The 20,668-nt window shown below is 55.7% G+C and carries 18 protein-coding genes; 11 read left to right on the forward strand and 7 right to left on the reverse strand.

Annotation, left to right across the window (positions count from 1 at the left end; all coding sequences use genetic code 11):
• Positions 1-40: 40 nt before the first annotated feature.
• The 3 genes from F5984_RS22695 to F5984_RS22705 form a co-directional block, all read right to left on the reverse strand.
• Entirely contained in the window at positions 41-838 is a 798-nt protein-coding gene (locus F5984_RS22695) for a type III pantothenate kinase (RefSeq protein WP_152126511.1), read from the reverse strand.
• Positions 839-971: 133 nt separating this feature from the next.
• Entirely contained in the window at positions 972-1,922 is a 951-nt protein-coding gene (locus F5984_RS22700; protein WP_152126512.1) for an alpha/beta hydrolase, read from the reverse strand.
• 157 nt (positions 1,923-2,079) lie between these two features.
• On the reverse strand, positions 2,080-3,102 hold the full coding sequence (locus F5984_RS22705; RefSeq protein WP_152126513.1) for a hypothetical protein: 1,023 nt from the start codon (positions 3,100-3,102) through the stop codon (positions 2,080-2,082).
• A gap of 154 nt (positions 3,103-3,256) precedes the next feature.
• On the opposite strand from F5984_RS22705, the gene F5984_RS22710 reads away from it, so the two are divergent.
• Positions 3,257-4,801, forward strand: coding sequence for an FG-GAP repeat domain-containing protein (locus F5984_RS22710; RefSeq protein ID WP_152126514.1), 1,545 nt, complete (start codon positions 3,257-3,259; stop codon positions 4,799-4,801).
• Here F5984_RS22710 and F5984_RS22715 read toward each other — a convergent pair.
• The gene (locus tag F5984_RS22715; protein WP_152126515.1) at positions 4,795-5,445 is read right to left on the reverse strand and encodes an oxidoreductase; all 651 of its coding nucleotides are present in this window, start codon (positions 5,443-5,445) and stop codon (positions 4,795-4,797) included. The genes F5984_RS22710 and F5984_RS22715 overlap by 7 nt on opposite strands.
• 82 nt (positions 5,446-5,527) lie before the next feature.
• Between F5984_RS22715 and F5984_RS22720 the strand changes: the two genes are divergently transcribed.
• Complete coding sequence (locus F5984_RS22720; RefSeq protein WP_152126516.1) at positions 5,528-8,026, forward strand: TonB-dependent receptor plug domain-containing protein; 2,499 nt, start codon at positions 5,528-5,530, stop codon at positions 8,024-8,026.
• 101 nt (positions 8,027-8,127) lie between these two features.
• On the forward strand, positions 8,128-8,655 hold the full coding sequence (locus F5984_RS22725; protein WP_152126517.1) for a hypothetical protein: 528 nt from the start codon (positions 8,128-8,130) through the stop codon (positions 8,653-8,655).
• 89 nt (positions 8,656-8,744) lie between these two features.
• On the opposite strand, the gene F5984_RS22730 is transcribed toward F5984_RS22725, so the two are convergent.
• Positions 8,745-11,018, reverse strand: coding sequence for a carbohydrate binding family 9 domain-containing protein (locus F5984_RS22730; protein WP_152126518.1), 2,274 nt, complete (start codon positions 11,016-11,018; stop codon positions 8,745-8,747).
• A gap of 109 nt (positions 11,019-11,127) precedes the next feature.
• On the opposite strand from F5984_RS22730, the gene F5984_RS22735 reads away from it, so the two are divergent.
• The 3 genes from F5984_RS22735 to rodA all read left to right on the forward strand — a co-directional run bounded on the left by F5984_RS22735 (position 11,128) and on the right by rodA (position 15,639).
• Positions 11,128-12,144: an SMP-30/gluconolactonase/LRE family protein gene (locus tag F5984_RS22735; RefSeq protein ID WP_185155623.1), complete on the forward strand. Its 1,017-nt coding sequence runs from the start codon at positions 11,128-11,130 to the stop codon at positions 12,142-12,144.
• Between the two features lie 134 nt (positions 12,145-12,278).
• Positions 12,279-14,228 carry a penicillin-binding transpeptidase domain-containing protein gene (locus F5984_RS22740; protein WP_152126519.1) on the forward strand — a complete coding sequence of 650 codons (1,950 nt, stop codon included), beginning with the start codon at positions 12,279-12,281 and terminating at the stop codon, positions 14,226-14,228.
• A gap of 133 nt (positions 14,229-14,361) precedes the next feature.
• Positions 14,362-15,639, forward strand: coding sequence for a rod shape-determining protein RodA (gene rodA, locus F5984_RS22745; RefSeq protein ID WP_152126520.1), 1,278 nt, complete (start codon positions 14,362-14,364; stop codon positions 15,637-15,639).
• Positions 15,640-15,716: 77 nt separating this feature from the next.
• Here rodA and F5984_RS22750 read toward each other — a convergent pair whose 3' ends face one another.
• Both F5984_RS22750 and F5984_RS22755 read right to left on the reverse strand, forming a co-directional pair.
• Positions 15,717-16,094 (reverse strand): DUF423 domain-containing protein, encoded by a 378-nt coding sequence (locus F5984_RS22750; RefSeq protein WP_152126521.1) that lies wholly within the window; start codon positions 16,092-16,094, stop codon positions 15,717-15,719.
• Complete coding sequence (locus F5984_RS22755; protein ID WP_152126522.1) at positions 16,091-16,753, reverse strand: YggS family pyridoxal phosphate-dependent enzyme; 663 nt, start codon at positions 16,751-16,753, stop codon at positions 16,091-16,093. The genes F5984_RS22750 and F5984_RS22755 overlap by 4 nt, the downstream gene beginning before the upstream one ends.
• A gap of 262 nt (positions 16,754-17,015) precedes the next feature.
• Between F5984_RS22755 and F5984_RS22760 the strand changes: the two genes are divergently transcribed.
• The 5 genes from F5984_RS22760 (at position 17,016) to F5984_RS22780 (ending at position 20,657) form a co-directional block, all read left to right on the forward strand.
• Entirely contained in the window at positions 17,016-17,957 is a 942-nt protein-coding gene (locus F5984_RS22760) for a TMF family protein (protein WP_152126523.1), read from the forward strand.
• 226 nt (positions 17,958-18,183) lie between these two features.
• Positions 18,184-18,555, forward strand: coding sequence for a 30S ribosomal protein S6 (gene rpsF / locus F5984_RS22765; protein WP_019988265.1), 372 nt, complete (start codon positions 18,184-18,186; stop codon positions 18,553-18,555).
• Positions 18,556-18,557: 2 nt separating this feature from the next.
• The gene (gene rpsR, locus F5984_RS22770; protein ID WP_019988264.1) at positions 18,558-18,809 is read left to right on the forward strand and encodes a 30S ribosomal protein S18; all 252 of its coding nucleotides are present in this window, start codon (positions 18,558-18,560) and stop codon (positions 18,807-18,809) included.
• A gap of 109 nt (positions 18,810-18,918) precedes the next feature.
• On the forward strand, positions 18,919-19,362 hold the full coding sequence (gene rplI, locus F5984_RS22775) for a 50S ribosomal protein L9 (RefSeq protein ID WP_152126524.1): 444 nt from the start codon (positions 18,919-18,921) through the stop codon (positions 19,360-19,362).
• 293 nt (positions 19,363-19,655) lie between these two features.
• The gene (locus F5984_RS22780) at positions 19,656-20,657 is read left to right on the forward strand and encodes a GSCFA domain-containing protein (RefSeq protein WP_152126525.1); all 1,002 of its coding nucleotides are present in this window, start codon (positions 19,656-19,658) and stop codon (positions 20,655-20,657) included.
• Positions 20,658-20,668: the final 11 nt, after the last annotated feature.

Genomic DNA, 20,668 nt, shown 5'->3' on the forward strand with positions numbered 1-20,668 from the left:
GCGTATTGGGTATACTCGAACTGGCCGGGGCGCAGGTCGGTTAGCGGCTGCTTGGCACGAGCGTGCCGGTGTAGGCCCGCACGGTGTCGCCCACGAGCTTGACGCCCGTGAGCGTGAGCCCCGGTACCAGATCGTCGAAGTCGGCTTGTAAAGTCGAGATGGCGCGCACGAGCCCACCCGTCCCGATGGCCAGGCAGTCTCCATTGAGTTCGGTTCGGATGCGGTTAATCATTGAGCGTACGAGCCCTTCGTACCCCAGCACCACCCCGGCCTGAATAGCGTGCGTGGTGTTTTGGCCGAGGGCCGACATCGGTAGTTCGAGCGGGACTTCGGGCAACTGAGCCGTATTGGCAAACAAGGCCCGGATGGCCGTTTTGAGGCCCGGCGCAATAGCTACGCCCAGCATCTGACCCGTGCCAGATACGGTGGTAAACGTCAGGGCCGTACCAAAATCGACTACCACGCAGTTGCGGCCGTAGCGGGTATAGGCCGCCAGGGCGTTGGCCACCAGATCGGCCCCGATTTCGTGCGGCCGCAGAATCTGGAGGGGCAGGGCCGGGTAAATGGTGGGGCCTACCACTACGGGTTCCATGCCAAACAGCTCGGTGAGCATATCGCGCAGGGTGGGCGTAAGCATCGGCACCACGCTGCATAGCACCGTTTGGCGTACCGCACTCAGAGGAATGTCCGCTTCCAGCAGCCAAAGGCGCAACTTGGCTTCGAAATGCGCCGACGAGGCTTCGGGTTGCGCGGGCGTCCGCCAGATATGCCGGAGCGTATCGTGTTCAAACAGTCCGAAAACGGCGTCGGTATTACCCGTGTCGATCGCAAGAGTCATTGCTGTAGAAGCTGGTTGTTCAAAGCGGCTGGTGGGCCAGCCGGGTGGGGTTTGGCAAGGGACAGAAGCCACTGCCCGGCCCAAAACCCGCTGCAATTTGGAGAATTGTTCGCTGTTTCGGTGCCATCGGGCCTTAATTCACAAATCCGGCGGCAATAAATTTCAGCGCGTCGGGCAAACTCGTCCGCCAGTATTCCCAGGTATGCCCCCCGTTGCGAACCCGGTATTCGTGCGGAATCTGCCGGTTGGTCAGCTCGATGTGGAGCGTGGCGTTACCGGCCGACAGGGCGTCGTCGTCGCCACAATCAATAAACCACCGAACCCGTTTCAGGTCGCCCTCCGGTGCCGACCGGGCCAGCGTAATGGGGCTGTTGCGTTTCCAGGTGGTTGTCAGGCGGTCTTGCCCCGTGGCGGGTCCGCTAAATACGGGGGCAAACACGGTTGAATAGCGTTCGTCAGGGATGGCGGTAAACATCTCATCGGTGCGGGCAGATGCGCTCAGGGCTGCGCTCGCACCAAACAGGTCGGGGTGGTGCATGGCCAGTACCAGTGCCCCCAGACCACCCATTGAGAGGCCCGCAATTCCCCGAAAATCGCGTTTGGGGCGGGTTCGGAACGTGGAGTCAATATGGGCAATAAATTCCTGCACAAACATGTCCTCGTAGCGCACCTTGTTCTGGTAATCGTTGATGTACCAGCTACTGCCGCCATTGGGCATGACAATAATCATGGGCGGCAACTCGCCCGACCGAATCCCGGCGTCGACTACCTGATCGACACCGCCAAACTGAATCCAGCCCGTTTCGTCGTCGCCATACCCGTGTAGCAGGTACACGACCGGGTAGCGCCGGTTGGAGGTGTAATAATCGGGTGGCAGATACACCGAGTAGCGCACGGCCTGATTGAGCAGTGTGCTGTTGAAGTTGATGCTCTCGATGATGCGCGTTTGCGGAGCCGTAACCACCGGAATCGGGCCGTTGTTGGCACCTGGCTGCGGGTTATTTCGGCGCCGGTTCTGGGCGTCGGCGGTAGTCAGAAAGGCCATAAACAGGCCCCAAAACAATAAAACGCGATAGATAGGCATAGTTGCAGCAAATAGCTTATTGATTTGGGTATAGAGTTGGTTCGTAATGCCGTACAGAATAACTCTGAACCACTTGGGGGAAACTGGCCCAGAGTGGGGTTGTTCCATCAATAAACGACCTGGCGCTGGCTTCGTTGTTGATGAGAGCCAATAATCCTCAATGCAGTCCTCCCACTTCGAGGCTTGTCCAGACCAGATCACCCATGGTTTGCGCCCGCAAAAACTCGCGTGAGCGGTGGTGCCGCGCCAGTGATTCCCGCAGTTGACTTACGTTTTCGGGTGTCGAAATCATATCGGGGCGCATGGCGGTCATCAGGTCGTTGAAACGGGTTTTCTCCACGCGCAGCCGCCCCGCAATCAGCGCCCGCTCCTCAATCTGGTACTGCCGCACACTCTCAGGGGTCATGTACTTCATCCCCAGCTCAATAATGGGGCGGTTCTGAATGTAATACTGCGGTAGGTAAACCGATTTACGCCCTTCGTACGACTGCTGATCGAAGTCGATGGCCCGAATCCGGTAATAGACCTCGTCGAAGTCGGGGGTTACGTCGACCACAAAATTGCTCGAATGCATATCGCCCAGCAGCCGCACAAAGCATCGTTCGTTGAACTTCACAAATTCCTTGCAGAGTCGGATAGGGTTGGTGGCGGGGTCGTACAGGTCGCGGTTGAAGAAGCCGTCGCCCGGAATCCCGGCAATGTGTTCTTCAATTAGGGTTTGGCTACTGGTGAGGTAGCTGATACGGTTGGGCGATAGAATGTGCTCCAGCTCTAGCCCGTACACCCGCGAGGCATCGGCCCGTTTGATGTAGAAATAGTCGAAGTTGTCGTTTACCTGATTACGCACCCGAATCCGAAACGGTTTAGTATTGCCGTAGGTGCAGAGGTCGACCCGGTCGATGGTGAGGTGGCCCGTCACCGACATATCGCCGTCGGCTTTCAGCTCGGCGTAAATGGTTTTAAGAGCCAGCAGAATCTCATCGACGTCGGAGGCTGGGTAAAAAACTGTTTCCCAGAGGGTATCGTGACCGCTGCGGTCGTAGAGCGAGATCGAGTTGTCGTAGCGCAGCAGGTCAGAATACTGAATCGGGAGGGCCAGTTCGCGGCTATATTGAACGAGGTAATCACGTAGGGCATCGCAGACGCGATACACCGGTTTTTTCTTGCTGATGAGTGGCATGAAGGGGGTAGAGTTTGGGGTTTAGGGTTTTTCGTTTTTGGTTTGTGGTGCAAAAAAGTTTCGCCTAACAGACCCACCCAATTGGGGCGTAGTTTGCCGTTTTTGGCCCACTAAAGATGACAGACGAAACCTCCAAAAACTGTCAAATTTTTACATGAAGGTAAGTTTCAAGATCCAACTAATTGGTTTCTGGCTCGTTGGGGCGGCCATGCTCGTGTGGGCGCCCGCCGGGTGCACCCGTACCCAACCCACCGGCGAAGAGCTGGCTGTAGCCTACTGCGGCAGTTGCCATTTGTACACCGACCCGAGCGTTCTGGACAAAGATACGTGGCAAAACGGCGTACTGCCCCGCATGGCTCTCCGAATGGGCTATCTCTCCGATACGGCATCGGTAGGCCGCTACGGCGCGCAGGTCGAGGAGCTGAACGAGGGCATCCGGTTGGGATATTACCCCGCCCAGCCGACCATCTCGCGCGAAAACTGGCTTAAAATTGTCAACTTTTACCTGACCAAAGCCCCGGCCAAACTGACGCTGCCTGCCCCGGCGGCACCGGCCGAGCTGAGCCTGTTTACGCCTAAAGTGCCTAAGCAGCCCCTGCCGCCTTTTACCACGTTTGTCCGTATCGACTCGGCGAGCCGCTCGCTGCGGGTGGGTAACCGCCGGGGTGATCTCATTACGCTGAGTGGCAACCTTGCCCGCACCGACTCCATGCACCTGCCCAGCCCGCCTTCAGATGCGGTGCGCGTACCCGGCCGGACCGACTATGCGTATCTGCTCATGGGCATTATGGACCCGAACGACCGGGCTGCGGGTAAACTCTGGATGGGGGGTAAAGCCGTGGTGGATACGCTCCGCCGACCCGTGCAGCTGACCACCGCCGACCTCGACCGTAACGGCAAGCCTGACTGGATTGTGTCGGAGTTTGGGCATAACGTGGGGCGGTTAAGCGCCTATATCAATGAGGGTAATACATACCGTGAAGTGGTGCTCGATGCCGTACCCGGTGCCCGCCGGACACTCGTCCACGACGTTGATAAAGATGGCTGGCCCGATGTGGTTGCCTTACTCGCGCAGGGCGACGAACAGATTGCCGTATTCTACAACGACCGCAACGGCCGGTTCCGCAAAGAGACCGTGTTGCGTTTGCCACCCGTGTACGGGTCGTCGTACTTTGAACTGGTGGATATGAACCGCGATGGGCACCTCGATCTGGTATGTACCAATGGCGATAACGCCGACTATTCGAAAATAGACAAGCCCTTTCACGGTATCCGGGTGTATCTGAACGACGGTAAATTTGGTTTCAAAAAAGAGGCCTGGTTTTACCCGATGCCCGGTGCTCAGCAGGTGGTAGCCCGCGATTTCGACCGCGATGGCGACGTGGATTTGGCGGCTATTTCGTTTTTTCCGGTGATGGACGATGCCGGTAAGAAACCCGCTCAGGTGTTTGTGTACCTCGAAAATACGGGTAATCTGACGTTTAAACCCCGTACCTGGACCGGGGCCGATACGGGCCGTTGGCTCGTAATGGACGCCGGGGATATGGACGGCGATGGCGACGACGACATTGCGCTGGGGTCGTTCTACAAGTCGGTGTCGCCCACGCCCGTGTACTGGGCCGATAGCTGGGCCAAATCGCAGACGGGCGTGGTGGTGCTCGAAAATACCCTGCGGAAAGCCGCTCGCCCGGTTCAATAAGCCTGCATAGCCGCCGAGTCGAACACGTGCAGCCCCGTGAGGCCCTGCTGGGCGGTGGTGCACATGGCTCGGGCTACTTTTTCGCCAGGAATGGCTTTATATTTCGAGGGAATCAGGGGGTTGAGAACCTTCATGATTCCCTCGCCAATTTTTTCACCCAGCCGGGCTTCTGCACGGTCGCCGAGCAGGAGTGAGGGTCGGTAAATGAGTAGGGTGGGGTAGTTTAGCTTGGCAAGGTCGCGCTCAACCTCACCCTTGACCCGGTTGTAAAAAAACAGGGAGCTTACATCGGACCCCATTGCCGTTACGATAGAAAACTGCCGGGCACCCTGTTCGCGTCCGAGCCGGGCAATGCGCATGGGGTAGTCATAATCGACCCGCCGGAAAGCCTCTTTCGAGCCTGCCTGTTTCATGGTGGTGCCAAGGCAACAAAAAATATCGTCGGCCTGGGTGAGCAAGCCGTTCGGATGGTCGAAATCAAATTGGATTTCCTGAAGACGGGGGTGTTGGAAACTGAACGGCTTACGAACCAGGATTTTAACGCGCTCGTAATGGCCCGACTGGCAGAGTTGTTGCGTGAGGTGAGTACCGATCAGCCCCGTAGCCCCAATGACTAACGCTGTTTTAGATGAAGAGGAAGTCATATCGGGTTACTGTTTTTTGGCTAAATTATAGGCGATAATTTTTATACAAACCCATTCCCCCTAAAACCTACTCTATATCCACATGTTTAGGACTTTACCTGTTCGGGTCATTTTTCTTTGTATTTGTGTCAGTGTAACGGCATTTCGTCTGGTCGACGAAGCCTTTGTGAACACCCTAATCGAAAAGCTGAAGGCGTACAACGGGCAGTACCCGCGCGAAAAAGTGTATCTGCAAACCGACCGCGACGTGTATGTGCCCGGCGAGACTATCTGGCTCAAGGGGTATTTGTTCGACGGGATTCTGCACAATGTCGACTCGGTGAGCCGGGTGCTGTACGTCGACCTGATTGATGCCCGGAAAAGCGAAGTAGTGCAACAGATCAAGCTGAAGGCAACGCAGGGGCAGGCTCCCGGCCAACTGGCCCTGCCCGATTCGCTCCCGACCGGAACGTACCTCCTGCACGCCTACACGAGCTGGATGCGCAATTTTCCGGAAGCGTATTATTTCTCCAAAACGCTGACCCTGATCCGGTCAGATAACAAGCCGACGGCCAACGCGACTCCCCCCAATCTTAAGCCTGATGTGCAGTTTTTGCCCGAAGGCGGCAATCTGGTATTGGGTCTGTCGGGGCGGGTGGCTTTCAAGGCGGTCAGCACAACGGGCAAAGGGCTCGATGTGGAGGGCTTCGTGCTCAATACCGCTAAGGATACCGTAATGGGGTTTTCGAGCCTGCACCGGGGCATGGGCAATTTCGCGCTGCAGCCCGAGCCTAATCAGACCTACACGGCCTTTGTACGGCTCACCGGCGATCCGGCCAAAACCTACTACCCGTACCCGCTGCCCGCGGTACAACCCGTTGGGTTTGTGATGACTGTTGATAACCTCAGCAACCCCAACGTAGTGAAGGTGTTTGTGCAGCACAACAAACCGGCCCCCGCCGATGCGGCTGCCGGGCGCATTACGCTCGTGGCCCAGACCCGGGGCGTGGTGGTTCATGCCGCTGAGGGGCCGTTGAGCCGAAAGTCGCTCCTGATTCAGATTCCGCGCGATAAACTGCCCGACGGGATTACGCAACTTACCTTGTTCGATGAGAAAAATACGCCTGTAAGCGAGCGGCTTATTTTCATTGACCGGCGCGACCGGCTGCGGGTGGCACTCACCCCCGCCAAAGCCACCGTGCGTCCCCGCGAGGCCATTGAAGTCGACGTAACCGTGACCGACCCCGAGGGCAAGCCCGCCCAGGCCACCCTCTCGCTGGCCGCTACCGACCTCAACATGGCTCCCACAATGGCCAGCCACCCGGCCTCTATTGTGTCGCACCTGCTGCTCACCTCCGATCTGGTGGGAACGGTGGAAGAGCCGGGCCTGTACACCGACGACGCCAACTCCGACCGGGCTATGCAGGCCGATCAACTCATGATGACGCAGGGCTGGCGTCGGTTTACCTGGACCGATGTGCTGGCGGGCACGATTCCTCCCATTCGCTATCCGCTCGAAGAAGGGATTACGCTGACGGGGCAGATCAGCCGTGCCAACAGCAAACCCGCCGAAAAGGCAAACCTGATGTTTATGCTCGCCAAAAAAGACAGTACCCGCGAGGTGCTGATGGGGCAGGCCGACGAGAAGGGGCGTTTCGTAACGGGCGACCTTGATCTGTACGACTCTACCGGTGTGTTTATTCAGGCTCTGGGCGAACGAGGCAATAACCGGGGGTATCTGATTACGCTCGATCAGGTGCTTAAACCTACGGTACGGGTCACCAGGGTGCCCTACAACCCGTTTTTGCTCGGCCCTGAAGCCATTGAGGAGTTTCTGAAACGAACCAATGAGTATCTGGAGATTGAGCGGCAGATTCGGCGCAACAAGGAGGTGCTGCTCGAAGCCGTAACTGTAAAGGCCAAACGCGAGAAACCTGATTCGCGCCGGATGCTGTACTCAACCCCCGACCGCACGGTGAAATTCGACGATATGAACCGGAGCGGGGCTCTGACGTTTCTGGACGTGGTGCGGAGCCGGGTGCCCGGCGTGCAGGTGACGGGTTCGGGGTTCGATGCCCGCGTGCAGATTCGGGGGGCGGTAAACATGGGCGGCCCCATTGAACCCGCATTTTTCTTAGACGGTATGCCAATCAGCAAAGATGCGGTGATTAATATTCCGGTTTCAGACATCGAAGCGGTCGATGTGTTGACGGGCGGAGGGGCCACCATTATGGCGGGCTCCAACGGGGCCGGTGGGGTTATCAACGTACTGACCCGGCGGGGCTCACCCGATTATGACTACAGCCAAACACCAACCCCCGGCACGCTTGCTACCCGCCTGATGGGCTACACCCCCGTGCGGGAGTTTTACGCCCCCCGGTATGATAAAGCGGCCGGGCCGCGATCGGCCGTTGATGGCCCGGCACGTCCTGATTTCCGGGCGACGCTGCACTGGGCCCCAATGGTAAAGACCGGCCCCGATGGGAAAGTGCGCGTGACTTTCTATGCCTCCGATGCTAAAACGAAGCTCCGGCTCGTAGCCGAAGGCACTACGTTGAGTGGCAAAGTCGGGACGAGTAAAGCGGAAGTAGGGGTTGAGTAAGAAGAAGTATCGGGAGGGCATATCTTTTTTGCCCCCCGTTAAACCTTTCGGGGCAAGCCTTATCCAACCGGCAGATTTGACCAGTAAACAACAAATCCGCCATGAACTACACACGCTTATTTTCGGTACTTGCTTTCGGTCTGATTACGCTCACGACCGTTTCGGCCCAAACCCCCACTGACGCCCCCGCGCAGTCGTATCACCGCAACCCCAATTCGTACGGACAACCCCCGTATGGCCGACCCGATTACCGGGATCGTGACCGCGATTATGGTTATGACCGGGGCTACTACGGCGACGATTGGCGTCGGCGGAACTGGGATGGATACGGCCCCGATGAATACCGCTTCGATCACGAGTTCTGGCGCGGACATTGGCGCGATGAACTGGACCTGAGCCGGGCCCAACGGCGCGAAATGGAACGCATCGACGCCTATTACGACCGCTTTCGGGTTAGCCCGCGCGACCCTCGTTTCCGGCAGATGCAGCGGCAGAAATTCGGCGATATGCTGAGTGTGATGACGCCCCGTCAGCGGGCTATTGTGCTCAACCGGGTGCAACCCTACCGGGATCAGTACGGCAACCGGGGCAACGGCCCGTATCGTCGGCCGGGGTATCCGGGCTATTGAAAATAACCGCTACGGCGGTTTGCGTGCCCAATCTCACCAATCATGACAAGGGCCACTGCATGGAGCAGTGGCCCTTTTGTGTTTGTGGTTCAAAACTGCTTTAGATAGCTCAGTTTGGCAATTACGTGCTGTTCGTTCTGGCGCGTGATGCCGTCCTGCACCCGCCGGTTGAATACCACGTACAGAAACGACAACGGCCGGTACTCCCACGATAACCGGATGTTGTACGTGTCGCGGGCCCCCAGGCGCTGCCGGTTGGTGATGTTTTGCTGATAAAACCCAATCAGTTGCAGCCGCGGATTCAAAGCCAGCCGCCCTTCTATCGAGTATAGGTCGACCACCGTGTTGGACAGGCTTTCGCCGACTTCATGGAACCGGTTGCCCACCCAGCGGCCCGCCAGCGACAGGTTGGGAAGCGGAGCGTACCGCACGGCCAGATCGAACGTACCCAGCCGACCGTTGTAATAGCGGCCCAGCTCGTAGTTGGTCGATACCGACAGTTTGCGCGAGGCATCGCTGCCGAGGTACATCTGGTAGCGGGTGTAATTGTACACGCCCGGCCCAATCCGCACGCCAAGAGGGACAAATTCTTCCGTCAGGTTTTGGTGGGTAGGGGTAATCACCACCCCAAAAAAGCCTCCACGCTGGAAATTAAACCAGACCGGATTGATCACAAACTGACGTTCGGTGAGCCGCCCGGTTGAGGCCTGATGGTAAAACTCGGCCCAGATACCCGGCTCAAACGCCCGAATGAGCCGCCGGGCGGGCAGGTACTTGCCCCGGTAATACCAGAATACCCCCGGTGTAGTGGCAATTACATCGCTGCGCGAAACAAACCCCACGCCCGGATTAAAGTGTTTGGTGACCACCGACTGAGTCCACCAGAATTTGACCTGATTGGTGGTGTAGTAATACTGCGCGTAGGCCGCCATACCCCGGTCGCGCCCGTCGGTGGAGGCCGACTGCATCACCATCGTACTGAGCGAGTGTGATTCGTTGATTCGAAAAAATCCATCGAATGCGCCCACCAGATTCGTCACTCCGGGGCGGGTCGAGTCGGGGCTTAGGGTCAGTTCGTTTTGTTGCTTCACGGTCATCAGGCCGCCCAACCGGCTTTGCTTGCCAATATTCTGCGAATACCGGCCCACGGCAAAGGTCGTGGTGGGGCTTTGGTCGGTGCCGCGCTGCCGCATGAGCAGCCCCCCGTAGTTGCGTTTGAGCGAGCGGTACACGAGCCGGGCTCCGGCATCAATCGGAATGGGGTTGCCCGCGTCGTCGAGACCAATCCGGCGGCTGAAAAAGGGCTGAATCCGCATAGCCCCGCCCGAGAGGTCGTCGCCGGGACCTACACCCGTGCCGAACAGGCTGGCGTTTTCAAGAAAGAACTGCCGCCGTTCGGGGAAAAATACCGAAAACCGGGTCACGTTGTTTACCTGCCGGTCGGCGTCGGCCTGGGCAAAGTCGGTGTTTGCGGTCAGGTCGAGAACAGTATTGGGGTTGATAGCCCACTTGATTTCGCCCCCCAGCTTCACGGTCTCGTCGTGTAACGTGCGGCTTTGACCCGAGCCCGCTTCGGTGCTGCGGTACCGGTCAAACGAGGTGAGCAAATACGGTTGTACCCGAATGTTGGTGGCGGGTGGGGGCGGGGTAAGCCCCGCTACCTGCCCGGCATAGTCCATACGCAGGCCCGAAAAAGCCCGCGGGTACCGCGACCAGCCCGATTGCTCGTTGGTCATGCGTCGGTTCCGAAAAAAGTTGATGCCCCACGTCTGGGTCGAGTCGGCAGATTTGGGGTAGCGGAGGGTTTGCCACGGAATGGCAAATTCGGCGGTCCAGCCCGAGTCGGTGCGCATGGTTCGCACGCGCCACAGCCCATCCCAGTCGGTATCGTACAGCAAATCGTCGAACGAAAGCAGGTCACGTTGCGTGCCGTAGGGGTTGGTAGCGAGCATCATAGCGTTGCGCCGGTCGTTGAACCCGTCGATGGCGATAGCAAAAAAGTCGTGCGCCCGGTGGTTAAAGTCGCGCCGGAAATCGGTGGCCCGGATACCGCGTCTGCCCGATGAGTCACGGCAAAAAGCCCCCACGTACAGGTATTGCGCGTTGAACAGCACCCGTACCTCGGTATCATGCGTAGCCCGGTTGCCTTGTACCGGCTCTACCATCACAAAGTTGTTGGCGCGGGCGGCTCGTTGCCAGGCAGCATCGTCGAGCCGCCCATCGACCCGGATCGGTGCCGAAGTCGGGGTAGCTTTCAGAAGCCGCCGAACCGAGTCGGGGGCGAAAATCTGGGCGTCGGTTTGGGCCAGCGTTGGGGCCGTAAAAAACAGAATAAGAAGTACGTAGAGGTAGCGGTGAGCCATACGGTTTGCAAAGCGAGCCGCAAAAATAAGTAACGAAAAAGTGTCGCTTCTACACCCCTGTCTGTTTCCTGCATGAATTGTGTAAACTTGTGCATGAAATGTTACTACCATGAAAACATCGCTTAGTATAGCCCTGTTGCTGGGCGTTCTGATTACGGGGCAGGCCCAGCCGTTGCCCACTATTGGTAAAGTGGTTCGGTTAGACCCCCGCCTGGATAAACTCGTGCCCAAAGACGCGCAGATCGACGTACTCGCGAGTGGGTTTACCTGGGCCGAAGGGCCGATTTGGGTGAAACAGGGCAATTATTTGCTATTTTCCGATGTACCCCAGAATACCGTGTTTAAGTGGTCGGAGAAAGACGGTTTATCGACGTTCCTGAAACCGTCGGGTTATACCGGCACCGGCGTGTATAGCGACGAACCGGGCTCCAACGGGCTAACCCTCGACGCGCAGGGGCGGCTCGTGCTCTGCGAACACGGCGACCGGCGGGTGTCGGTGATGCCGCTGAGCGGGGGCGGTAAACGCACCGTAGCTGACCACTACGAGGGCAAGCGATTCAACGCCCCCAACGATGTAGTGGTGCATAGCAATGGTAGCTACTACTTCACCGACCCGCCTTATGGTTTGGCCGGTAAAGAAAAAGACCCCACCCGCGAAACGCCCCTGTTTGGCGTGTACCGGGCTACCTTGGCCGAAGGGGGTAAGCCCGGCCGGGTGTCGTTACTAATCGACGACCTGACCCGCCCCAACGGGATCACGTTCTCGCCCGACGAGAAAACCCTGTACATTGCCCAGTCGGACCCTAACCGGCCTGTTATTATGGCGTATCCCATGCAACCCGATGGCTCAGTTGGGAAAGGGCGGGTGTTTTTCGATGCCTCGGCGTTGTTGAAACAAAACCTGCCCGGCCTGCCCGACGGCCTCAAAACCGACCGCGACGGCAACGTGTGGAGCACAGGGCCCGGTGGGGTGCTCGTGATTGCCCCCGACGGTACGTTGCTGGGCCGAATTGATACAGGACAGGCTACCGCCAACTGTGGTTGGGGTGATGCCGATGGGCGTACGCTCTACATCACCGCCGACGGGTATCTGTGCCGGATCAGAACCACGGCACGGGGGTGGTGATAAAGAGAAGGGAGGAGAGGAGGAAAGTGGGAAACTGCGTATTATTCATTCCGTACTCTTCCTTATCCATATCTTATGCTCTAACTTTGTAGTGGGTTTGAATTGCGTAGTTTGGATTTCCGGAATTTTGTCTCATGTTAGAGAATCGTAAGTATATCATCATCGGCGCTTTCTGCCTCGTCGGGCTGATATATCTGTCCCGCTTGTTTTATCTCCAGATTTTAGACGACAGTTACTCGCTCGAATCGTCGAACAACTCCATCAAACGGGTCATTGAAATTCCGTACCGGGGTCAGGTTTACGATCGAAACGGGAAACTCATTGTGTACAACACGCCTGTATACGACCTGTACGTGACGCCTAAGCAAGTACGCATTCCCGACACGACGGCCTTTTGCCGGATGATGGAAATGACGCGTGCCGAGTTCGACAGCATCATGAACCTGGCCAAGGAGTACTCGCCCGTAAAGCCGTCGCTGTTTGTTCGTCAGCTCTCCAAAGAAGATTTTGCCCGTATTCAGGATGCCCTCGTCGACTACCGGGGCTTTGAGCCGCGCATGAGCTCCATGCGGACATACCCGGCCCGTACCTTGTCGAATGCGCTCGGGTATGTGTCGGAAATAAGCAAAAAGCAGCTCGAAAATCAGGAGATCCCCTACTATCGGCAGGGCGATTATATTGGTCATAATGGGCTTGAAGAGCAGTACGAAGAGGTGCTGCGTGGTCGTCGGGGCGTCAAGTTTGTGATGCAGAATGTGCGGGGGGTGGCCAAAGGGTCGTTCAAAAATGGCCTGTACGATACTGCCGCCGTAGCGGGTAAGAACCTTTATACCGGCATCGATGTAGAGGTGCAGAAATACGCCGACAGCCTCATGCAGAACCGGATCGGTAGTGTGATTGCGGTGGAGCCCTCGACCGGCGAAATTCTGGTTTCGGTATCTGCCCCAACCTATGACCCCAACCTGCTGTCGAGCCGACACTTTTCCAAAAATTACGTTAAGCTGCTGCGCGATCCGTACAAGCCGCTCATTAACCGCCCGATTATGGCGAGTTACCGGCCGGGCTCTACGTTCAAGCTGATTCAGGCCCTCATTGCGCAACAGCAGGGTACGCTTACCCCCAATATGGTGTACGGGCACGGTGGCTCACCGATGCGCTGCCACTGTCATGGCGGTAACAACCTGCGCGGGGCCGTGCGGTTTTCGTGTAACCCGTATTTCTACAACGTGTTCCGCAAAATGATCTACCACAACGGCGATCCGAACACGTTCAAAGCATCGGCGATTGGCTTGCGGCAGTGGCACGATGCCGTGGAGAAGTTTGGAATTGGTCAGAAACTGGGTGTCGATCTGCCTACGGAGCTGAAAGGGAGCCTGCCCGACGTTGAAACCTACGACAAGCTATACCGGGGCAAAAACACCTGGAAGTTTTCAAATATTTACTCCCTCAGTATCGGTGAAGGTGAGTTGCTGGTGAACCCCCTTAAGCTCGTGAATTTGGCGGCTACTATTGCCAACCGGGGCTGGTACATTACGCCACACTACGTAAAAGGCATTGGCCGGGTGGGTGAGGGCATTCCGCAGGAATACCTCAAACGGCACGAAACTGATATTGCTTATCAGCACTACCTGCCCGTGATCGAGGGAATGCGGATGGCGGTTGCAGCCGGTACCGTAAACAAGATGGCCGATATTCCGGGTATTGACTTGTGCGGCAAAACCGGTACGGCCCAAAACAACAAGTTTGGCCACAAGTACGACCACTCTATTTTTATCGGATTTGCGCCCATGAACAACCCCAAAATTGCCATTGCCGTATTTGTGGAGTACGGCGGCTGGGGTGGGTCAGCGGCTGCCCCGGTAGCAGCCCTCATTGCCGAGCGGTACCTGAAACGTAAAACCGAAGCCACCAAGCTCGACGAACACGTGAAAAAGCAGTATCTGCTGCCGCCGGTGTCGATGCTGCCGGGCTACAAGGGTCCCAAAAAGGCTCCGCAGATTCGTAAGCCCGAACCGGTGCAGAAAGACACCGGCCGCAAAGTGGAAAAACTCAAGCCTATGATGGCCAGCAATAGTGGCGAGTAGCAGTGGTCAGTAAGTAGGCAGTAGCAGTGGGCAGTGCTGACGCAAGTTTTCGCTTTCCTGCCAACTGCCACTGCCACTGCCAACTGCCCCAACTGCTTACTGCCACTGCCAACTGCCACTTCTTACTGTAATTATGCCCCGTAACGATCCGTTTTCCCAAAATATAGACTTGCTCACCGTTGCACTGTACATAGGCTGTGTAATGATGGGTTGGTTCAATGTGTACGCTGCGGTGTACAGCCCCGAAGATCAGACGAGCTTGTTTGACCTATCGACAAATGCCGGTAAGCAACTTATGTGGATTGGCACCACCGTGATTCTGGTGATCTGTGTGCTGGCCATTCACCACAAGTTTTACGACTCATTTGCCTACATTTTTTACGGCTTCATGATTCTGATGTTGCTGCTGGTACTCGTTGCCGGCTCCAACATCAACGGGTCGAGGTCGTGGTTTAAATTCGGCGCATTTTCCATTCAGCCGGCCGAGTTTACCAAAGTGGCCACGAGCCTGGCGTTGGCCAAGTACCTCGATGTGCCGGGTATTAACCTGAGTCGCTACAAAGATTTGCTGCCTATTGCGGGGATTATTGGCTTGCCCGCCCTGCTGATTATTGCCTCCAACGAAACGGGTTCTACCCTTGTATTTGCCGCCTTCGTAATCATGCTCTACCGCGAAGGATTGCCCGGCTGGATTCCGGCGGCTGGCATTGCTTTGGCGGCCCTGTTTGTGCTGGCACTCGTTTTCCCGAAGCTGTACATATTCTTCGGGCTGGTGGCAGTGGCTGTAGCGTTTGCGTTTCTGATGCCCCGTTACAACCGCACCACACGCAACTTTATCAGCATGGGGGTTGTGATTGCCGGGATGATGGTCTTCGTGACGGGTGTTGATTTCTTCGTAAACAATGTGTTGCAGAAGCACCAGCGTAACCGCATTAAGGTGCTCGTAAACCCCAACATCGATCCGTTGGGGGTAGGCTGGAACGTGACACAGGCCAAAATTGCCATCGGGTCCGGGCGTTTACAGGGCAAGGGGTTTCTGGAAGGTACCCAAACCAAATTTGACTTTGTGCCCGAGCAAAGCACCGACTTTATTTTCTGTACAATTGGTGAAGAACACGGCTTTATCGGGAGTGCCGTAGTAATTGCCTTGTTTCTGGGGCTGTTGTCGCGGATTGTAATTCTGGCTGAAAAGCAGCGGAGTAAGTTCAACCGGGTGTATGGCTACTGCGTGGCCGGTATCTTCTTTTTTCACTTTATGGTCAATATCGGTATGACCATCGGCCTCATGCCCGTGATTGGCATCCCGTTGCCGTTTTTCAGCTACGGCGGTTCGTCGCTGTGGTCATTCTCTATTCTGCTCTTTATTTTCCTCAAGCTCGACTCGCGCCGGGCGGGCATGTTCACGAGATAACAATGAGTGAATTGGTGAATGAGTGAATGTGGCGGGGGTATTTATTCGCTCAATCACTCATTCACTCAATCACTCATTTATTTCACGGCCCAGAACAACAGTGCCCAGCCCAGAATCATGAGTACCCCACCGATAGGCGTGATGGCACCCAACCAGGTAATTCCGGTGAAGCACAGAATATACAGTGAGCCGGAGAAAATAAGTACCCCGCCCAGAAACGACAAGCCGGCGTAGTTGAGCCACTTTAAGGCCATTGGGTTTTGGCTCATGAGCTGCATCAATACGCCCACCAGCACTAAGGCCAACGCGTGATAAAACTGATATTTAACGGCCGTTTCGAACGTAGCCGCCCGGCCCGTTTCGTCGAGCATTTTGCGTAACGCATGGGCGCCAAAGGCTCCCAGCCCCACGCCCAGCAGGCCCAGCAGGGCCCCGGTTTGAATAAAGAATTTCATCGTGATCCAAAAATAGCACTCCCCACCCGAACCATTGTGCTGCCTTCGGCAATCGCCAGCTCGTAATCACCACTCATACCCATCGACAGTTCCGAAAAGGCCACGTTGGGCCGTTGGATAGCGGCCAGTTCGTCGTACAGCATTTTCAGACCTCGAAACTCCTGGCGCACCTGCTCTTCGTTGTCGGTATTGGTAGCCAGTCCCATCAGGCCCACTACCCGCACGTGCGTGAGGGCGTCGAGTTCAGGGCTTTGTAGCAGGGCGCGGGCTTCGGCGGGGTCGAGGCCGAATTTGGTGTCTTCCTGCGCAATAAAGATCTGGAGCAGGCAGTCGATCACCCGGTTGTTTTTAAGGGCTTGTTTGTCTATCTCTTTCAGCAAAGCCGGGCTATCGACCGAGTGAATCAGGGCCACAAATGGTGCAATGTATTTCACTTTATTACTCTGGAGATGGCCGATCTGATGCCACCGAATATCAGCCAGAAGCTGCGGATACTTATCGACCATCTCCTGCACCCGGTTCTCGCCAAAATCGCGGCAGCCCGCGTCATAGGCTTCCTGGAGCATCGGAACGGGTTTTGTTTTCGTCACGGCGATCAGCCGGGCTCGTCCCCGGATGGTTTGTTCGAGCCGGGCGATGTTATCCTGAATAGTTGTCATGAGTGAAGTAGCGGAACAAGGCAAAATCCATCGGACAGGGGCTGTACGTACATACGGCAGCCTACTTCTACAAAGAAGAATTAGCAAAGATAGGTTTGAGTTGTGTAGCGAATCGAGTAGTTTTTCGCCAAAATGAGCGTTGGAGAGGGTAAACATCCAGCGTCAAACGTTTGTATTGAATACGGGAGAGGTCGTTGGTCAGGTTAGGGGTTGTACCTTTGTGCCGGGCCCGATAGTCGCCCTGTTGCTATTTTTAACGCCTATGGAAGCTCGCTCCGAAAAACGAAACAACGGTCGGAATTATCTTATTGCTGCTTTACTGGTACTGGTGGCCCTCAACGTACTCCAACTCTATTTCTGGTATCAGGAACGGGAGATGGGAAAAACAAAAGATGTTACCATTGCGGCCAAAACCGAAGAGGTGTTGGCAACGAAAACTAAGCTGGATTCTATTTCGGCCCAGCTCGATCTGAAAATCACGGAAATTCAGCGGTTGGGAGGTAATGTGGATTCGCTCCTGCGGGTGAAAGATCAGCTGGAGGCCGACAAACGGAACCTCCGCAACGTCAACAACTTCGATAATAAAAAGTACGCGCAGCGGGTAAGTCAATACGAGTCGCTGCTGGCCCAGAAAGATCAGGAGATTGCCCGGCTCCGGGAGGAAAACGGCGCGTTGGCGGCTCAAAACCGAACCCTGTCGGAAGAGAATGAGGGCCTGCGTGGCGAACGGGCTGCTCTGTCGGATTCGGTATCGACGTACTCAGTCCGTAACCGTGAGCTGGAGCAGAAAGTCACCATTGCGTCGGCCCTCAGGGCAGAGAATATCACGGTGAACTCGCTCAATACGCGGGGTAAGGAGCGCGACGGTGGCAGTTACCGCGCCCGGCAGCTCGATAAAATCAAGGTATCGTTCCGCTTGGCCGAAAACAGCCTGGCACAGCAAAACGAAAAAACCATCTACATCCGGGTGCTCGACCCCAGCGGGGCTATCCTGTCCGACATGGCAACGGGTTCGGGGGAGTTTACCTACAATGGCAGGGGCATGATTTACACCGCTGCCCAATCAATCCAGTTCACCAACAGCCGTCAGCAGGTCGATTTTGTGTACGGTCGGCCCAATAGTCGTTTCAACGAAGGTCGACACGTGGTAGAGGTGTATGCCGAGGGCTTCAAAATTGGGGAAGGCGAGTTTACGGTGAAATAGGGGGGAGAGGAGATAGGAGAGAGAAGTGGGGGGGGGGGGGGGGGGGGGGGTGGGGGGTGGGGGGGGGGGGGGGGGGGGGTGGTGGGGGAGGAGATAGGAGTTGCTGACGCATGAGTATTGCTTACGCGTCAGCAACTCCTATCTCCTCACTTCTCTCTCCTATCTCCTTTTTTTATTCTCCTTTTTCCCTTACCTTTGCACCCTCATTTTAAACTGTTTACCAATAATGTTCCCAAAGAACTACGAAACGGTGTTCATTTTAACTCCCGTTTTATCTGAAGCTCAGATGAAGGACGCCGTTGATAAGTTCCGCAAAGTGCTGACCGATAACGGGGCGGAACTTGTTCATGAAGACAACATGGGCCTGCGTAAGCTGGCTTACCCGATTCAGCACAAGAACACGGGTTACTATTATCTGTTTGAGTTCAAGGCTCCCGGTACGATTGTAGCTGCTCTGAACACCGAGTATCTGCGTGATGAGCGCGTACTGCGTCACTTAGTAATTGCGCTCGACAAGCACGCTGTTGATTACAACGAGCGCAAGCGCAAAGGTTTAGTAGGTAAGAAAAAACAAGCTGAAACCGAGGAGGCCAAATAATCATGAGCTTACAGAACGAATCCGTCTCGAAAACCGAGAACCGCAAAAAATACTGCCGCTTCAAGAAGTCAGGCATCAAGTACATCGACTACAAAGACGCAAACTTCCTGCTGAAGCTCCTCAACGAGCAAGGCAAGATTCTGCCCCGGCGTCTGACAGGCACCAGCCTGAAGTACCAGCGCAAAGTGGGTCAGGCCGTAAAGCGGGCCCGCCACATCGCCATCTTACCGTACGTAGCTGATTCACTCAAATAAAAAGTTTATGGTTTTTAGTTTTTAGTTTTTAGTTGCTGGCCTGGATGCGCGCCATAACCGCACACACAAGCCGTAAACCATAAACCCAAAACTATAAACTCTTAGAAAAATGGACATCATTCTCAAAACCGATATTGCCGGCCTGGGCTACAAGAACGACATCGTGACGGTGAAGCCGGGCTACGGCCGCAACTACCTGATTCCTCAGGGATATGCGATGATGGCGAGTGAATCAAACAAAAAGATGATCGCCGAAAACATTCGTCAGGCTGCTCACAAGGCTGAAAAGATCAAGAGCGACGCACAGGCGTTGGCTGATCAGATCGGCGAGACCGTACTGACGATTCCTGCTAAGGCGGGTGAAAGCGGTAAAATCTTTGGTCGCGTTACAAGCATTCAGATTGCTGATGCCCTGCGCGAAAAAGGATTCGACATCGACCGGAAGAAAATTACCATCGACGATGTGAAGACGCTCGGTACATACCAGGCGTCGCTTGACCTGCACAAAGAGGTGAAGCACAAAGTAAACGTTGAGGTTGTAGCTGCTGAATAAGCAATACGCCTACGCGACACCAATAGATACGAGCCCGGTTGCCCTCAGGTAGCCGGGCTTTTTGTGTATATTTGTTTAAATACATCTGCCGATATGGCCTCTCTTCAGTTAGACCAACTTATGGAAGCGCCCAACCGACCGGGCTGGCGTACTGGCACCGCTTGATTATACAAACGTCTGGCAGTGAATTGGGAGCTCTTTTTGACTGCTATAGATTTATAAGTCAGGGTGTTATATAAGTGAAATAATTGATAAAAACGGACTTTTAGAGGCCGTTTTTTTGTTTAAAAAGTATGCACTTTCACACAGAACTTACCCCCGATAAACTGCCCGCTTCGATTGGTCTTCACGACCGGATCGTGACCGTTGGCTCCTGTTTTGCGCAGGTAATGGGTGGGCAACTGACCGATCATAAAATGACCGTGACCAACAATCCGTTTGGTACGGTTTTCAACCCTATTTCCATCAGTAAGCTCCTGACGATGGCCCTGCGGGATCAGATGCCCGACGAGGCCCTGTACGTGCAGCGCGATGGAATCTGGTTGCACCACGATTTTCACTCGAGCCACTGGGCCACTACCCGCGAAGGGCTCAAAAACCGTCTGATGGTGGTGCTCGCCGAAACCGCCGATGCCCTTCGGCAGGCTGATTGGCTATTTCTCACGTTTGGCTCGGCTTTGGTGTACCGGCACCGCGCTACCGATCAGGTAGTGGCCAATTGCCATAAGGTGCCCGGTACGCAATTCGACAAGTATCTGTATCAGCTCGATCACCTGCGGGCCGAATACAACCGCTTACTGAAAACCCTCAGGAAACATAACCCCCGGCTGAAAGTGCTGCTTACTGTCAGCCCGGTGCGGCACACCCGTGATACCCTGCCGCTCAATTCGGTGAGTAAGGCCACCCTGCGGCTGTTGTCCCACGAGCTGACGGTCTGGCACGAAAACGTGTATTATTTTCCGAGTTATGAAATCATGCAGGACGACCTGCGCGATTACCGCTTTTACGAGGCCGACCTGATTCACCCTAATGCGCAGGCGCAGGCCTACATCTACGAAAAGTTTGCCCAAAGCGCATTTGATGAGGAACTTTGCCGCTTTATCGGGGAGTGGTCGGGTATTCAGAAAGCACTGGCTCACCGGCCGTTGCAGGGCTATACCGACGCTCACCGGCATTTTTTGGTGCAAACCCTCGCCCGGTTGCAGGCGCTCCCCGCAGGAATTGACGTCTCGGCGGAACTTGCAGACGTACGCGAGCGGTTGACAAAACACATAATGATGAGTGATGAACGATGAGTAATGCGTGT

Origin of the sequence: Rudanella paleaurantiibacter (assembly GCF_009184635.1) — a bacterium.
Taxonomy (GTDB): domain Bacteria; phylum Bacteroidota; class Bacteroidia; order Cytophagales; family Spirosomataceae; genus Rudanella; species Rudanella paleaurantiibacter.

Excerpts from the sequence above, each read along its gene's own strand:
- F5984_RS22695 (WP_152126511.1), bottom strand. The coding sequence starts at position 838 with ATGACTCTTGCGATCGACACGGGTAATACCGACGCCGTTTTCGGACTG.
- F5984_RS22700 (WP_152126512.1), bottom strand. The coding sequence starts at position 1,922 with ATGCCTATCTATCGCGTTTTATTGTTTTGGGGCCTGTTTATGGCCTTT.
- F5984_RS22705 (WP_152126513.1), bottom strand. The coding sequence starts at position 3,102 with ATGCCACTCATCAGCAAGAAAAAACCGGTGTATCGCGTCTGCGATGCC.
- F5984_RS22710 (WP_152126514.1), top strand. The coding sequence starts at position 3,257 with ATGAAGGTAAGTTTCAAGATCCAACTAATTGGTTTCTGGCTCGTTGGG.
- F5984_RS22715 (WP_152126515.1), bottom strand. The coding sequence starts at position 5,445 with ATGACTTCCTCTTCATCTAAAACAGCGTTAGTCATTGGGGCTACGGGG.
- F5984_RS22720 (WP_152126516.1), top strand. The coding sequence starts at position 5,528 with ATGTTTAGGACTTTACCTGTTCGGGTCATTTTTCTTTGTATTTGTGTC.
- F5984_RS22725 (WP_152126517.1), top strand. The coding sequence starts at position 8,128 with ATGAACTACACACGCTTATTTTCGGTACTTGCTTTCGGTCTGATTACG.
- F5984_RS22730 (WP_152126518.1), bottom strand. The coding sequence starts at position 11,018 with ATGGCTCACCGCTACCTCTACGTACTTCTTATTCTGTTTTTTACGGCC.
- F5984_RS22735 (WP_185155623.1), top strand. The coding sequence starts at position 11,128 with ATGAAAACATCGCTTAGTATAGCCCTGTTGCTGGGCGTTCTGATTACG.
- F5984_RS22740 (WP_152126519.1), top strand. The coding sequence starts at position 12,279 with ATGTTAGAGAATCGTAAGTATATCATCATCGGCGCTTTCTGCCTCGTC.
- rodA (WP_152126520.1), top strand. The coding sequence starts at position 14,362 with ATGCCCCGTAACGATCCGTTTTCCCAAAATATAGACTTGCTCACCGTT.
- F5984_RS22750 (WP_152126521.1), bottom strand. The coding sequence starts at position 16,094 with ATGAAATTCTTTATTCAAACCGGGGCCCTGCTGGGCCTGCTGGGCGTG.
- F5984_RS22755 (WP_152126522.1), bottom strand. The coding sequence starts at position 16,753 with ATGACAACTATTCAGGATAACATCGCCCGGCTCGAACAAACCATCCGG.
- F5984_RS22760 (WP_152126523.1), top strand. The coding sequence starts at position 17,016 with ATGGAAGCTCGCTCCGAAAAACGAAACAACGGTCGGAATTATCTTATT.
- rpsF (WP_019988265.1), top strand. The coding sequence starts at position 18,184 with ATGTTCCCAAAGAACTACGAAACGGTGTTCATTTTAACTCCCGTTTTA.
- rpsR (WP_019988264.1), top strand. The coding sequence starts at position 18,558 with ATGAGCTTACAGAACGAATCCGTCTCGAAAACCGAGAACCGCAAAAAA.
- rplI (WP_152126524.1), top strand. The coding sequence starts at position 18,919 with ATGGACATCATTCTCAAAACCGATATTGCCGGCCTGGGCTACAAGAAC.
- F5984_RS22780 (WP_152126525.1), top strand. The coding sequence starts at position 19,656 with ATGCACTTTCACACAGAACTTACCCCCGATAAACTGCCCGCTTCGATT.